Origin of the sequence: Nonomuraea cavernae, from assembly GCF_014646355.1 — a bacterium.
Taxonomy (GTDB): Bacteria; Actinomycetota; Actinomycetes; order Streptosporangiales; family Streptosporangiaceae; genus Nonomuraea; species Nonomuraea cavernae.
The window spans coordinates 18,495-31,630 of record NZ_BMNH01000011.1; the positions used below are offsets into that span (position 1 = coordinate 18,495).

A 13,136-nucleotide genomic window follows, 5' to 3' on the forward strand; every position below is an offset into this window, starting at 1 on the left:
TTGGCGCGTCGGCCTTATCTCGAAACCTCTAACGGATGATCCGGGAAGGTACACCCCTCCCGGCAGATCCACAGGTTTCGATCATTGCTCCGCGGTGGGCCCGCCTCAGGAGGACTGCGTCCGGCCCGGCGGCTCGCTCAAGGAGCTCGGCCGTCCATGAGCGCCAGGTAGCCGTCCTCCAGCGTGGGTTCGGCCGGCCGGGCCCATGGGTCCGGCGGCGCAGCCGACACCTGCGCAGCACCCTGTCGCGCGATGGCCGGTCGGCCAGCATGCAGCCGTACACGATGGGCAGCAAGGTGACGATGATCTGCGCCGCGACGCCCATCGCCTCCTTGGGCACCGACACCTCGTACACTCCCAGGTCCAGCGACCAGTAGTCCAGCACAGCGACCATCATGGCCAGGACCAGGCCGTAGACGATCCACAGCAACGGGCGGCGGACCTGCATCGCAAACTCGTAACGCAGGCTGGCGATCATTCGGGCTCTCCTCGCAGCACGCGCTCGGTGTTCCCGAGCAGCAGCCAGCCCCCGAAGGCCAGGGGGACGGCGGTGGCCAGCAGGAACAGGCGATTGACCGGCCAGTCGTTGCTCCCATATGACGTGGTCGCGAAGAGGTGCAGGAGCCGGTATGCCGGGTTGTCCGCCAGCGCGCCGCTGAAGAGCTGCTCCCCGGTCCACACGAACGCCACCAGCGACGTGGCCGCCGCGGTGCTGCGCAGCGCCGCCGCTGCGAAGAACCCGAGCGCCGCCAGCCACAGTGCGGGCGCCAGCCACACCAATTGCCCGGCCGCACCGCCGTACGCGAACGTCCACCAGCCGCTCGCCATTAGCGCGGCGCAGACCACCACCGCGCACGCGGCCGTGCAGCCCAGCGTCACGGCCAGGCGGCGCAGCAGCGCGGGGCGATAGCCGTGCGGGATGGCCAGCCGCAGCTCGGCCACCGGATCGCGGCCGGGCAGCGTGGCCGCGGCCACCCCCGCCAGCAGCGGCACGCCCATCTCCAGCGCGCCCATCAGCATCCAGCGGGTGTTCTCCTCACGCGAGCCGAGCCGGGCGCCGAAAGTGGCGAGAAGCAGAATGAGAACGGCCAGCACGGGAGGTCCCAGCAGGGCGGGCAACCCCGCCCGCCGGGCCTCGTGCCGCCAGAGATCGACAGGTTTCACGATCAGTGAGTAGCGCCGGCCCGCCGCAGGAGTTCAACACGGCCCGCGAGCGCGACGGCCGTCCCCGCCAGCGCCACGGCTAGCGCGATCGTCCACGGCCCGCTCTGCCAGAGCACCCGATAGCCATCGGGAACCGGCGCGTCGGTCACCTCCGCCAGCGCCGGCACGCACCACGCCGCCAGCGCCACCCCGATCGCCCCGCCCGGACGCCAGCACACCGACAGCAGCAAGGCCACCGCCGCCAGCAGCGCCATCGGCCCCAGCCAAGCCGTGACCAGCCCGGCCACGCCCCCAGGAGACCCGCCGGCCACCGCCAGCACCCCGGAGACCAGCAGCGCCAGCACCAGGTCGTACCCGAACACCAGCGTCACCCGCGCGAGCAGCACCACCCGCGGCGACGTCGGCGTGACGGCCACCACCTCGAACGCCCGATCCCGTTCCGGCCCGTAGAGCCCCGCCACACCCGTCCCGGCAACCAGCGGCACGCTCAGCCCGAGCACCACCTCCGGCACCACCACCCGCATCGCGGCGAACCCCGCGCACACAGCCATCACGAGGAATGACGCCGCCCACACCCCGGGGTGCAACAGCCGCGCTTCCATCACCAGCAGCTGCCACGCCCGCCGCGGCGCCGGTACGGCGTGCGCCCGCACGTCACCGAGCCCCCCTCCAGCGCCGACGCGGCCAGCACCGCTGGAATCATCCGCTCCGCCGGCGGCGCGCCCCTCTCTGCCTCACTGTCCATTCAGGCACTCCCTGAGTTTCGGCCGGGCCAGGTGCAGCCGGCTCTTCACCGTGCCGACGGGGATTCGCAGCACCTCGGCGTGTCCTGATGCGCCAGATCCACCACGAAATGAAGCACGGCCACCTCCCGCTGCGCCGGCGGCAGCCCAGCCAGCACCGCGTGCAGCCAGTCGCCGCCGACCGCCAGTTCTTCCGGCCCTGGCAGCGCGTCACGCTGCTCGCACAGCTCCGCGGCCGCCGGGGCGTCGCCAGCCGCAACCGGTTGTGCGCCTGCCTGCGCGCTACCCCGAACAGCCACGTGCTCGCGCTCGACCGGCGCTGGAACGTCCCCGCCGACCGCCACACGGCCAGCATCGTGTCCTGCAGGATCTCCTCGGCCGTCCCTCTGTCCCCGGCCAGCCGGAACAGGAAGGCGAACAGCGGCTCGCCGTATCGCTCGTACAGCTCAGCCAGCGCGGCCGTGTCGCCGTCGGCCACCCTGGCCAGGACGCACGCGTCCGCATCGGTCCTCTTCATCGGCAGGTGAGTAGCATCGCCGGCCCATTCAGGTTCACTCCGGGCGGCACCCTCCGGCGCACTCCAGTAAGTAGCATGCCAAGGCGGGTTGTTTATCACACGGATGGCCTCCGCCAGTGCTACCGGGGAGGCCATCTTCATGCGTTCGGAGGATCTGTGCTGAATCAGCAGACGTAGGTCTGAACCATCCATCCCGAAACGCTCTGTCCGGTCGGCGGGACGTACCACGTTCCGGCGCCGACTGAGGCAGAGCGTACCCAGGCAGACCCGTCCCAGTACCAGGTGTGGGCACAGCGCTCACTGCCGATGTAGAAGGCCTCGGCTTGCTGCCAGCCGAATGCGACGTTCGTGCGCCAGCCGCGTGGCAGCACCGCGTCGAACCCCCGAGGGTCATCGTAGTCCCCGTCGAGCCAACGAATCGCTCCGAGGCCGCCGTTGCTGGCGCTCGTATTGTGGATGTAGCTGACCAGCGCTGCGGCGGTTGCCCGGGAATCGGTTTCTGGTGACGAAACCATGTTGTCCTCTCCTGGCGTCACTAACCGCGGAGCGGGACTCGGCGCGGCGCTCACAGGAGAGCCCAGTGAAATCACGGCGAGTAATGGCAGGGCCAATACCGCCAATCTTCTGAGGTACTTCATTACGCCCCTTCTCGTTGAGTCGAACACGAGCGACAGGCCGACATCGATGGTGCCGCTTGCGTGTCGGCGAACGTTCTCTCGCTTCGGCGAGGTCTTCACTTCATGAGGATGCAAGCCGTGCCCGGGCCATGTCTTTAGCCCGAGCGCCCACCTGTTTAGTCAGCGCGCTCGATCGTGGACTGCTGAAGGAACTGGTGCGGCGACAGACCATAGAGGCCGCGGAATGCCTGGCTGAAATGCTCGGGCCTGGTGAAGCCCCACCGGGCGGCGATCACGCTGATCGAGCAGGTGGCCAGCCGAGGGGCGGCCAGGTCACCGACGCCGACCGGCGCGGGCTCACGCCGCTGTTCCACACCAACATGACCCCCTACGGTGAGATCCGGCTGCGCATCGACCGGCGCCTGGACCTCACCGACCTGCCGACTGCGTAACGCCGGACGCTCGCCCGTTCCGGCGGCAGCGCGGCTGGACCATCCCGGCGCTCGATGTCGGCGATACTGTGGGCGTGGAGTACGTGTCCAGAGTGCCGCGACCGCCGCTGGACAGGCTGATCGACGACCTTTACTACCTGGAGGGTGCGACGCCGTACGCCCGGCTGACGCTGCCGCCGATGCCGTCGGCGTTGCTCATCGTCAACCTCGGGGCGCCGTTCCGCATCCGCGCCGGCACCGACATCGAAACGGCCCAGTACGCCGACGGCTGCGTGGTCACCATGCCCACCCGCGCGTTGGAGTTCGGCTACCCACTCCGGACCCGGTCCGTCGGTGTGCACGTCAAGCCCTGGGGGCTGGCGCCGTTCCTGCCGATGCCCGCGGCCGAGCTGTGTGACCGGCCGGTGACGGTAGAGCAGGTTTGGGGCCGGCCCGCCATTGCTGAGCTGCGAGACCGGCTGGCCACGGCGGACGGACCGCACGAGATGCTGACGCTGCTCGAGGAGGAGTTGATGCGACGGCTGTGCGAGACCGCCGGCCTGGGGCTGGTCCGCCATACGAGCAGCGTCATCGCGGCGACCAGCGGGGCGGTGGCGATCGGCGACCTGAGCGTGGCAGCCGGTGTCAGCAGCACTCATCTGGCACAGCGGTTCAAGAAGCTCATCGGCGTCACGCCGAAGCGGCTGGCCCGCACCTACCGTTTCGCCGCCACCGTGTTCGCGATCAACCCCGCCGGACCGATCGACTGGGGCGACCTCGCCGGTGGCGCAGGCTACTTCGACCAAGCCCACTTCGGCCACGAGTTCCGGGCGTTCACCGGGCTCACGCCGACCCGGTACGTCGAAGTCCGGCGGCGGTTCCTGCGCGAACATCCCGGCCACGCGCTGGACGGCTGGCCGCTGCCGGCCGATTGATTTCTTACAAGAGCGACAGCTCACGAAACGCTAATTTGGGGGCACCCCAAAGCAGAGGAGAGCCCCGTGGGCAAGGTGGTCATGTACAGCTCGGTGTCGGTGGACGGCTTCGTCGCGGACGAGAATGACCAGCCTGGACCGCTGTTCGACTGGTTGTCCAGCGGTGACGTCCCGTTGGACGAGAGCGGCGAGCTGAAGGTGTCGCAGACGTCCTACGACTACACCCGGACGTACTGGGACCAGATCGGAGTCACGATCGTCGGCCGCCACGTCTTCGACCTGACGGACGGCTGGGGCGGGAAGCCGCCGAGCGGCATCGACCACGTGGTCGTCGTGTCGCACCGGCCGATGCCCGAGGGCTGGGCCCCCGAGGCGCCGTTTCACTTCGTCGACGGCGTCGAGGCAGCCGTGGCCAAGGCGCAGGAGCTTGCGGGTGACCGCATGGTCGAGGTCGCCGCTGGCGACGTCGGTGGCCAGGTGCTTGCCGCGGGCCTGATCGACGAGGTGCGCATGGATGTCGTACCCGTCGTGTTCGGGTCCGGCAAGCGCTACTTCGGGTCGGTCCACGCGCAGCACCTGTTGGACGATCCTGACGTGGTGATTCAAGGCAACCGGGTGCTTCACCTGCGCTATCGGGTGCGCCGTTGACCGATCTGAGCGGGTACGCGAAGAAGTCCACTGCGAACGGTGACACAAGCTCGGACCTCCGGCTGCGTTTGCGCATCGCTGCTACCTGCGCGCTGTCGAACGCCGCCCCCTCGTCCGCGACCGCGCCATCGGCCGGCTCCTGTTCTCCTCCGGCGTCCGGATCGCCGGCGTTCAAGCTGATCGAGTCGGGCCCGGGCCCGCTGGCGCGCGGTCAATGCGCCACATCTGGTCGCGCTCGTCCGCGCCGGGGCTGTCTTCACCGGCGGCAGGCTCGTCGAGCGACCCGAAGGAGTTGCCGCGTGACCGGCCGAAGCACCGCCATGCAGCCGACCGACGACGAGCATCAGCGGTTCGCTCGCTATCTGCAGGAACTGGCGGATGCCGGCTCGCAGGACGAGGTTGACCTGGTGGCCCGGGTCCTGCGTGATCCGGATACGGTGATGGCCCAGTCGGCGATGGTCCGTCACCTGGACCGGCGAGCAGCGCAGCTTCCGGCCGACGCGAGTTTCCGACTGGATCGAGGCCATGGTCACCGTGACCGCGGAGTGGGAGTTCCTCGCTCACCGCCTGCGCGAATGGATGGTGTTGAGGTCGATCGCCGTCAATGATCCGTGGGGACCGGAGGATTTCCTGGCTTCCTCCGATTGGTGTCAACGCACGGCCGCGCAGGTGCTGACATCATCGGCTGCACTGCGCCTACTCGCCGACAGGGGAAGAACACGACGTGTTCGCGCTGCCGCCGGTCTTCGACTGGCTCAGCAACGCCGGTAGCCAAGTTCCTTCGATCCACAGGTCTTGACGATTGCTCGCTCCAAGGGTTCGCACCGCTCGCGGTTGGCACCCGACATCGCGCGTCACTGCACCCGAAGTCGCAGGTGAGAGCCGGCCATGAACTCCCCGCGGCCCGTTTCTGGCGTACAGAGCGCCGAAAAACCGGTCGGAGGTGAATGATCTTCGTGTCTACCTGGTTCATCGGCAGTGCTCCGGCCTTCAGGCTGGGGGTGAAGCCGACCGTCCCGCGTAGCGGGGCAGGAATAGCCGATTCGCCGCCAGGCGAACCGGCGTCCCCTGCTCAGACGGGCCGGCTCTGCTGCTCGATGTACTGACGCAGGACCGAGATCGGGGCGCCGCCGACACTCCCGGCGAAGTAGGAGCCCGACCAGAAGTGACCGCCCCACAGATACTTCCGTACGTGTGTGTCGTATTCCTGGCGCAGGTACCGGGCCGAGACGCCCTTGAGCGAGTTGACCAGTTTGGACAGAGCGACCTTGGGCGGGTAGTGGACCAGCAGATGCACATGGTCGTGTTCCCCGTTGAACTCGCGGAGTTCGACCTCGAAGTCCGCACAGACATTGCGCATGATCTCCTCGCACCGGGCGAGCATCACGTCGGTGAACACACCCCGCCGGTACTTGGTGACGAACACCAAATGGGCATGGAGGTTGTGGACGACATGTCGTCCCGTCCGCACATCCGGGTTCGGTTCCCACCTCGGTGACATAAACCAAATGATACGATCAGAGAGTGGAAGGGGAGAAGCGGCTTCGGGGGCACATCGCCCGGCTGGAGTTGAACCTGGCGCAGATCGCGACCCTGGACGGGCAGGCACACCGCGCGCGAGCGCTGTGGAATCTCCTGCACGAGTACTTCACGTTCCGTCAGGGCCGATTCGCCTCGCTGAAGGACTGCGACGACGCGATCCGGGCAGCTCGCCGTGAGATCGACTGGCTGGGGCAACTCCCAGCCCAGGCCGCCCAAGCGGTGTTGAAGACCTACCGCCAAGCGTGGGCGAACTTTCTCAACCCCGGCCATCCAGCCCGGCGGCCCGCCTTCAAGAGCCGCTTGCGCTCACGCATGGCCGTTGACGTCCCGCAGGCTCGCGACCTGCAGATCAGCAGGATCAACCGCCGGTGGGGCGCGGTCAACCTCCCCAAAGCGGGCCGGGTGAAGTTCCGGTGGACCAAAGACCTGCCCGGCCTGTCCAAAGGTGGCCCCGCGGGACGGATCATCGGGGCTCGCCTGGTCAAGGACGCCCTCGGCTGGCACATCGTCTTCCGCACCGAACTGCCGGTTCCCTCCCCCCACCCACACCAAGGACCCAAGGCCGGCCTGGATCGGGGTATCACGGTCCCGCTCGCGCTGTCGACCGGCGAGCACGTCACACACGGGCCGTGGCTCACCGATGGCCAAGCCGTCCGGCTGCTGCGGCTGGAACGCACCTCCGTCCGCCAGCGCGCCAACCGTGTCAAGGGCAGCCCGGCCTCCAACCGGGAACGCCGCACCTACGAGCAGATCGCCCGGCTTCGCGCGACAGCCAAGCGCCGAGCCCTCGACTGGCAGCACCAGACCACCACCGATCTCGCACAGCGGTTCAGCGTGATCGTGGTAGAAGACCTGAAGATCACGAACATGATGGCCTCCGCGTCGGGCACCGTGGCCGAACCGGGCACGCGGGTCGCCCAGAAGCGGGGCCTGAACCGGGCCATCGCCACCGAGGCGTGGGGCCGCACTGTGGACTTCCTCACCTACAAGAGTCTCGACCGCGGCGGCCTGGTGGCCAAGGTCGCACCCCATGGCACCAGCCAAGAGTGCCACCGCTGCCACACCACCACCCCGGGTTCGCGTGAAACCCAAGCCCGGTTCGCGTGTAAGAACCCGGCGTGCGGATGGATCGGCAACGCCGATACCAACGCCGCCAGAAACCAGCTCCATCGGTACACCTCCGCCGCCGGACGGGCGGTCACAGGACGTGGAGACCTGCCGGTGGGCGGGTCTGTGAAGCGTCAAGCATCCTGTCCCACAGTCTCGCCCGCACCCGCGCCGCGAGCTGCTGCCTAGGCAGCACAGGAATCTCCGTCATTCATTCATGGCGGAGAGCACGTCAAAGTGGAGTCGTTGTCCCCATTGTGTACGCAAGATCAAGGAGGACGGCTTGGAGGCATCGAAACTCCACCGGGCCATTGAGGCCGGATGGGCGACAGCTGCCGCGCTGGGCCTTCAGGTCGACGATGCGGTCGTCATCACCAACTCCGACCGCATCACGTTGCGCCTGGTCCCCTGCGATGTTCTCGTCCGGGTCTCACTCTCGGCGCATCTGGCCGGCATGGAGTTCGAAGTGGAGATCGCCCGGCGTCTGGCCGAGGTCGGCGGCCCGGTGGCCGAGCTGGACCCTCGGGTCGAACCCCGCGTCTATGAGCGTGACGACTTCGCCGTCTCCCTCTGGACCTACTACGAACCCGTGGGATCGGAGATCGCGCCGGCCCTCTACGCTGATGCGCTCGAGCGGTACCACGCCGCCCTGCGCCGGATCGACCTGGAGGCACCGGACCTCACCGATCGGGTCGCGGGCGCGCTGAGTGAGGTGAGCGACAGGAAGCAGACCCCGGAGCTGTCCGATCCCGACCGGGAGTTCCTCAGCAGCACGCTCAGCAACCAGAGCACCGTCATCAGTGGCGGGAAACAGCTGCTGCACGGCGAGCCGCATCCGGGCAACCTGCTCAACACGAGGAGAGGGCCGCTCTTCGTGGACCTCGCGACGTGCTGCCGCGGCCCGATCGAGTTCGACCTCGCCCATGCCCCCGAAGAGGTCGCGGAACACTATCCGGAAGCCGACCACGACCTGGTTCGCCGGTGCCGCGTCCTCATGTGGGCGCTGATCTCGACCTGGCGCTGGCGATGGGACGACCAGTTTCCCGACCGGTCCTACTGGAGAGTGGAGACCCTCAACCGGGTCCGGGCCGCACTCGCCTGATCAGGAGGAGCAGCAGCCGTCCCCCGGCAGGAGGCGACGTTGTCGGCGGCGGGGTGGGCGAAGTCCGCTGGGTGAGCGGACGCCAGCGCCTGGCGCGTGTCCGGCCGAAGGCCCACCGGCAGGCGTCGGAGCAGTACTTGCGAGGCCGCCCACCGCGGGTGACGGGCGGGGGCAGCACTCGACACCGCACATGATCACTCAAGGCCGTCTTGCTGTCTGCGAAACGATCAAACGTCGCTCAGCACAACAATCCGAAGGATAAAGACAATCTTAGTAGGCGCGCACGATCGCGGACTGCTGGCGGAACTGGCGCGGCGACAGGCCGTAAACGCTGCGGAATGCCTGGCTGAAGTGAGCCGAGTTGGCAAAGCCCCACCGGGCGGCGATCGCCGCGATCGACTGGGCCGCCAGCCGAGGGTCGGCCAGGTCGCGGTGGCACCGCAGCATGCGACGCTCACGGATCCAGCCGGCGACAGTGTGCCCTTCGGTGTGGAACAGCTTGTGCAGGGAGCGCAGCGAGATGTGGTGCGCCGCGGCGACTGATCCCGGCGTCAGAGTCGGGTCGCCGAGGTTCTGCTGAATGAAGGCGTGGATCTGGGCCAGCAACGCCCGCCGCCTGGTCTCGGGCGATACGGTGCCGTGGATGTCCAGCGCGCCGGCCAGCGCCGCAATGAGCACGTCGAGCGTCAGGGTGGACAGCCGGACGGTGTCGGAAGGGGTGAACTCGTGCAGGCGCCTGGCGAGCTGCAGCATGAAATGCGAGGACAGTGCTCCAATTCCCTGCGCGCCCGGAAGAGGAACCATGGTCAGGCGCCGCAGGTCCCGCTGCGGCAAGGGCAGTAACGAGCGCGGGAATTGCAGGACCAGCACCTGATTCGATGACTTCCCTGGAGCGTGGCTGGTCAGGTACGGATGTGAGCTGTCCCGGAGCATCAGATCCCCGACATGTAAGTCCGCGCACCGGCCGTCCTGCTCCGCCCTCATGCCACCGTGCACGACGCAGTTCAGGAAGAACACCTCAGGATCGGACTGGCGAATCAGCTTGGATGTGCGGTGGACGGAAAGCGGTGTCGTGGTCAGCAACATCGCTTGCACGAGACCGAGCCCACTGAAATCGGCCTGCGCCCGAAATTCGCTTTCCAGATGCGGTTCGCACCGTGCCTCGAGGGGCACCCACAGTTTCGAGCTCACCTCGCGCCAGACGGCGAATCGTTCTTCCGCTGGAACCTCGGCGGTGCTGACCATCTCCACAACGCCTCCTTGGGGTCAACTGCCGTCACCGGCCTTATCCTGGGCAATCGGCCCGCGTATGTCGTCGTCCGCTCGGCGCGGGTACCTGTACCCCTGACGGAGTACAGGGCTGATCGTTAGTCCGCCTTCGACGTTCCAACGTCTGTTCGAAGGTCTGTCAGGCACGTTAGGCAAGCTAGGCTGGCTGCCGCTGCCACGTCGGTGGTTCGCTGACCGCACCGTCGCTGACGATCCAGCGTACGCCCCAGCTGATCCGCCGCTCCGACCCCGAAACCTTCTTCGTGACCTGCACCGTCCGGGGGCACACCGTCGGAGAACAAGCCGGCCGGCAGGCGGACCTGCGTGTCGGGGATCTGATGCTCCGAGACAGTTCGCATCCCCATCTGACCATGTTCGAGTCGAGGGGCCCGCGGACGGCCAGCGCGGTGCCGCAGCGGCGGCTGGACGAGCTGGCCTGTTACGGCCTGACCGCGCACTCCTCCCAGTTGAAGAAGCATCCCGCATCGCGGCGGCTGGCCACGCTGCTGGCCACCGCGCAGCGGCTGGAGACCAAGACCATCGACGACACGCTGGAGCTGCTGGACCTGCTCATGGTGACCGAGCTGCTCGGCAAGGCGCAGCGGGAGGCTGACAAGCAGAAGGTCGTCAAGCATCCCCGGCTGGCCAAGGCCTCGGCCTGGCTGGCCCAGGCGGTGGAGGTGCTGCTGGAGGCGGAGGGGTGGAGTGAGGATGTGCGGTTGTTCGAGGTGTGGGAGATGATCGACGCGGTCGTGCCCCTCGCTCAGCTGCGCTCGAGGGTGGCCACCGTGACCGGGCTGGTGCCGCCGCCGGACGCCGAGGACGACGGCGGCTGGCGCGCGCAGATGGCCACCAAGTACGCCACCGTGTCCGGGTTCGTGAAGCTGCTGACCGCGGTGATCGCGTTCGAGGCCAACGCCGAAGGCCGGCGGGTGCTGGCCGCGATGCAGGCTCTGCCGGACGCGCTGGCCCACCGCTCGCGCCGCCATCCGGTCACGGTGCTGCCGCTGCGGCTGATCGACCCGCTGGTGGTGACCGGCCCGTGGAAGCGGCTGGTGTTCGGCCATCCGGCCCGCACTGATGGCTTGGTCGACCGCAACGCGTACGTGTGCTGCGTGCTGGAGCAGTTCCACCGCCACCTCAAACGCCGCGAGATCCACGCGCCCGCCTCCAGTCGCTGGCGCGACCCGGACGCACAACTGCTGAACGGCGCGGCCTGGGCGGCGGTCAAGGACAGCGTGCTGACCGACCTGGGCCTGCCCGAAGACCCCGAGGTGCTGCTGGCCGAGCACGCCGAGCGGCTCGATCGCGCCTACCGGGTGGTGTGGGCCGCGCTCGCGGCCAACACCTCCGTCACCATCGACGACGACGGCAAGATCCACGTCGCCAGCGTGAAGGCGATCGAGGAGCCGCCGTCTCTGATCGACCTGCGCAAGCGGGTGGAGGCGATGATGCCGCGGGTGGACATCTCCGAGGCAGTCGTAGAGGTCCTGTCGTGGTGCCCGAAGTTCATGGAGGCCTTCACCTCGATCGCCGGCACCGGCCCGCACCTGGACGACCTGGATATTTCGGTGGCGGCGTGCCTGACTGCCCAAGCGCTGAACATCACCTACGGGCCGATCGCGGTCAAGGGCGTGCCCGCGCTGGAGCGGCATCGGCTCGGCTATGTCGATCACACCTACCCTGCGCGCCGACAACATACGAGGGAATGGAGGACCAGTTAGGAGCTCTGGGCATTGTCCTGAATTGCTTGGTGCTGTGGAACACCGTCTACATCGATGCTTTACGTCAGCTGCGCGCTCGTGGCTATCCGGTGCTGGATAACGACGTCGCCCGGCTCAGCCCGTTCATCAGGAGACACGTTGATGTGCACGGCCGGTATTCCTTCCAGCGGCCGCAGTTGGGCGGCGGGCGCTGCGTGAGCCTGATGCCGACGACGTCGACGATGAGGACTGACGGCCGGCAGGAGGCGGACGGCCCTGGTCGCTGGCGAGATGACGGCCATTATCGGGAATACCTGCGCCGGGTTGCGGCGCCCGGGCCCTCTGCCGGGCGGGAGCCCGGCAGGCCCTGCAGCGTGTGTTTGCCGGCCACCGTGCGATGGTGGCCGAGGACGTCAGGCGGCTGCCAGTGCACGTTGGTGGCCCAGTGCAGGCGTTCGAACAGGCGGATGAGCGCGGCGGAGGGGTCGATCTGGCGGGGGCCGCGGCCGTGCCGGGCGCAGCCGGGCTGGCTGTGGTGGCCGTTGTGCCAGCTTTCCCCGAAGGACAGCAGTGCCAGCGGCCACAAGTCGGTGGACCGGTCGTGGCAGCGGGTCTTGTGCGGCCGCTCACCGATCATGTGGCACAAGGAGTTGACGCTCCAGGTGACGTGCTGCAGCAGGGCGATGCGGACCGGTCCGGCCCAGATGAACGCGGTCAGAGCGCCGTACAGGCTACCGCTGATCGCCCAGCCCGCCGCGAACGGCAGAAGCAGGGAGGCGGCGCACAAGGCGGGAAAGGCGCGGGAGATGCGCAGCATGGCCGGATCGTTGCGCAACAGGTCGCGGGCATACCGTGCGGCCGAGGTGGGCTCGCTGGAGAACAGCCAGCCTAGGTGGGCGTGGGCCAGGCCGCGCAGTTGCCCACCGAGACCGGTGCCGTAGCGGTAGGGGGAGTGCGGGTCGCCGGGCCGGTCGGTGAAGGCGTGGTGGCGGCGGTGGACGGCCACCCAGTCGATGAGGTTGCCCTGAAAGCTCATCGACCCGGCCACGGCCAGGACGACGCGCAGCCACGGGCGGGCGGTGAAGGAGCGGTGGGTCAGCAGCCGGTGGAAGCCGACCGTCACGCCCAGCCCGGTCACCACGTAGAAGACGGCGGCCAGCAGCAGGTCGGTGAGAGTGATCCCGCTTCCCCACGCCAGCCAGATGCCGGCGCCCAGCGCGAGGAACGGCGCGATGACGATCGCCGCGGTCAGCGTCACCGGGACGATGCCGGCCCGCGCGAGCGCGGCGGGGCGGGGGAACGGCGCATGACCGTCATAGCCCGCCTCGGCGGCGGTGCGGGTGGCGGTCGGCATGCCG

General features: G+C 68.4%; 16 protein-coding genes and 2 pseudogenes. 8 read left to right on the forward strand and 10 right to left on the reverse strand.

Annotation, left to right across the window (positions count from 1 at the left end; translation table 11 throughout):
* Positions 1-28: 28 nt before the first annotated feature.
* The 7 genes from IEY82_RS39200 to IEY82_RS18985 are packed head-to-tail and all read right to left on the reverse strand — an operon-like array spanning position 29 to position 3,415.
* Positions 29-478, reverse strand: a complete 450-nt coding sequence (locus IEY82_RS39200; protein WP_225263329.1) for a hypothetical protein — start codon at positions 476-478, stop codon at positions 29-31.
* Positions 475-1,164 carry a hypothetical protein gene (locus IEY82_RS18965; protein ID WP_189125492.1) on the reverse strand — a complete coding sequence of 230 codons (690 nt, stop codon included), beginning with the start codon at positions 1,162-1,164 and terminating at the stop codon, positions 475-477. The genes IEY82_RS39200 and IEY82_RS18965 overlap by 4 nt, the downstream gene beginning before the upstream one ends.
* 2 nt (positions 1,165-1,166) lie before the next feature.
* Positions 1,167-1,817 (reverse strand): hypothetical protein, encoded by a 651-nt coding sequence (locus IEY82_RS18970; RefSeq protein ID WP_189125493.1) that lies wholly within the window; start codon positions 1,815-1,817, stop codon positions 1,167-1,169.
* Positions 1,766-1,909 (reverse strand): hypothetical protein, encoded by a 144-nt coding sequence (locus IEY82_RS39205; protein WP_229697619.1) that lies wholly within the window; start codon positions 1,907-1,909, stop codon positions 1,766-1,768. The genes IEY82_RS18970 and IEY82_RS39205 overlap by 52 nt, the downstream gene beginning before the upstream one ends.
* Positions 1,864-2,616, reverse strand: a complete 753-nt coding sequence (locus tag IEY82_RS18975; protein WP_308015987.1) for an RNA polymerase sigma factor — start codon at positions 2,614-2,616, stop codon at positions 1,864-1,866. The genes IEY82_RS39205 and IEY82_RS18975 overlap by 46 nt, the downstream gene beginning before the upstream one ends.
* Entirely contained in the window at positions 2,589-3,161 is a 573-nt protein-coding gene (locus tag IEY82_RS18980) for a hypothetical protein (protein ID WP_189125494.1), read from the reverse strand. Before IEY82_RS18980 ends, IEY82_RS18975 begins: the two co-directional genes overlap by 28 nt.
* Positions 3,162-3,217: 56 nt before the next feature.
* Positions 3,218-3,415, reverse strand: a complete 198-nt coding sequence (locus IEY82_RS18985; RefSeq protein ID WP_189125495.1) for a helix-turn-helix domain-containing protein — start codon at positions 3,413-3,415, stop codon at positions 3,218-3,220.
* Positions 3,416-3,567: 152 nt separating this feature from the next.
* Here IEY82_RS18985 and IEY82_RS18990 point away from each other — a divergent pair, with 152 nt between their 5' ends.
* The 4 genes and pseudogenes from IEY82_RS18990 to IEY82_RS39210 all read left to right on the forward strand — a co-directional run bounded on the left by IEY82_RS18990 (position 3,568) and on the right by IEY82_RS39210 (position 5,663).
* Positions 3,568-4,407, forward strand: a complete 840-nt coding sequence (locus IEY82_RS18990) for a helix-turn-helix domain-containing protein (RefSeq protein WP_225263333.1) — start codon at positions 3,568-3,570, stop codon at positions 4,405-4,407.
* A gap of 66 nt (positions 4,408-4,473) precedes the next feature.
* Positions 4,474-5,055 carry a dihydrofolate reductase family protein gene (locus IEY82_RS18995; RefSeq protein ID WP_189125496.1) on the forward strand — a complete coding sequence of 194 codons (582 nt, stop codon included), beginning with the start codon at positions 4,474-4,476 and terminating at the stop codon, positions 5,053-5,055.
* A gap of 167 nt (positions 5,056-5,222) precedes the next feature.
* A pseudogene (locus tag IEY82_RS40510) lies at positions 5,223-5,358 on the forward strand (IS256 family transposase); the annotation flags it as partial.
* Entirely contained in the window at positions 5,355-5,663 is a 309-nt protein-coding gene (locus IEY82_RS39210; protein ID WP_225263335.1) for a hypothetical protein, read from the forward strand. The pseudogene IEY82_RS40510 and the gene IEY82_RS39210, both read left to right, overlap by 4 nt.
* Positions 5,664-6,127: 464 nt before the next feature.
* Here the strand turns inward: IEY82_RS39210 and tnpA are convergent, their stop codons facing one another.
* Positions 6,128-6,556 carry an IS200/IS605 family transposase gene (gene tnpA, locus IEY82_RS19010; protein WP_189125497.1) on the reverse strand — a complete coding sequence of 143 codons (429 nt, stop codon included), beginning with the start codon at positions 6,554-6,556 and terminating at the stop codon, positions 6,128-6,130.
* Positions 6,557-6,579: 23 nt separating this feature from the next.
* Between tnpA and IEY82_RS19015 the strand changes: the two genes are divergently transcribed.
* Complete coding sequence (locus IEY82_RS19015; protein WP_189125498.1) at positions 6,580-7,893, forward strand: RNA-guided endonuclease InsQ/TnpB family protein; 1,314 nt, start codon at positions 6,580-6,582, stop codon at positions 7,891-7,893.
* Between the two features lie 94 nt (positions 7,894-7,987).
* Complete coding sequence (locus tag IEY82_RS19020; RefSeq protein WP_189125499.1) at positions 7,988-8,806, forward strand: phosphotransferase; 819 nt, start codon at positions 7,988-7,990, stop codon at positions 8,804-8,806.
* A 270-nt stretch (positions 8,807-9,076) separates the two neighbouring features.
* Here the strand turns inward: IEY82_RS19020 and IEY82_RS19025 are convergent, their stop codons facing one another.
* Positions 9,077-10,051, reverse strand: coding sequence for a helix-turn-helix domain-containing protein (locus IEY82_RS19025; RefSeq protein WP_225263394.1), 975 nt, complete (start codon positions 10,049-10,051; stop codon positions 9,077-9,079).
* Between the two features lie 395 nt (positions 10,052-10,446).
* Here IEY82_RS19025 and IEY82_RS19030 point away from each other — a divergent pair, with 395 nt between their 5' ends.
* Together IEY82_RS19030 and IEY82_RS40360 are read left to right on the forward strand one after the other, a co-directional pair.
* Positions 10,447-11,799, forward strand: a complete 1,353-nt coding sequence (locus IEY82_RS19030) for a Tn3 family transposase (protein WP_189125501.1) — start codon at positions 10,447-10,449, stop codon at positions 11,797-11,799.
* Positions 11,784-11,897: pseudogene (locus tag IEY82_RS40360) on the forward strand (Tn3 family transposase); the annotation flags it as partial. The gene IEY82_RS19030 and the pseudogene IEY82_RS40360, both read left to right, overlap by 16 nt.
* Positions 11,898-12,079: 182 nt before the next feature.
* Here the strand turns inward: IEY82_RS40360 and IEY82_RS19040 are convergent.
* Complete coding sequence (locus IEY82_RS19040; protein ID WP_189125662.1) at positions 12,080-13,132, reverse strand: acyl-CoA desaturase; 1,053 nt, start codon at positions 13,130-13,132, stop codon at positions 12,080-12,082.
* Between the last annotated feature and the right edge of the window lie 4 nt (positions 13,133-13,136).

Bases quoted from the DNA above. Each gene is read 5' to 3' on its own strand.
- IEY82_RS39200 (WP_225263329.1), bottom strand. From the start codon at position 478: ATGATCGCCAGCCTGCGTTACGAGTTTGCGATGCAGGTCCGCCGCCCG.
- IEY82_RS39205 (WP_229697619.1), bottom strand. From the start codon at position 1,909: ATGGACAGTGAGGCAGAGAGGGGCGCGCCGCCGGCGGAGCGGATGATT.
- IEY82_RS19040 (WP_189125662.1), bottom strand. From the start codon at position 13,132: ATGCCGACCGCCACCCGCACCGCCGCCGAGGCGGGCTATGACGGTCAT.
- IEY82_RS18975 (WP_308015987.1), bottom strand. From the start codon at position 2,616: ATGGATGGTTCAGACCTACGTCTGCTGATTCAGCACAGATCCTCCGAA.
- IEY82_RS19030 (WP_189125501.1), top strand. From the start codon at position 10,447: ATGTTCGAGTCGAGGGGCCCGCGGACGGCCAGCGCGGTGCCGCAGCGG.
- tnpA (WP_189125497.1), bottom strand. From the start codon at position 6,556: ATGTCACCGAGGTGGGAACCGAACCCGGATGTGCGGACGGGACGACAT.
- IEY82_RS19025 (WP_225263394.1), bottom strand. From the start codon at position 10,051: ATGGTCAGCACCGCCGAGGTTCCAGCGGAAGAACGATTCGCCGTCTGG.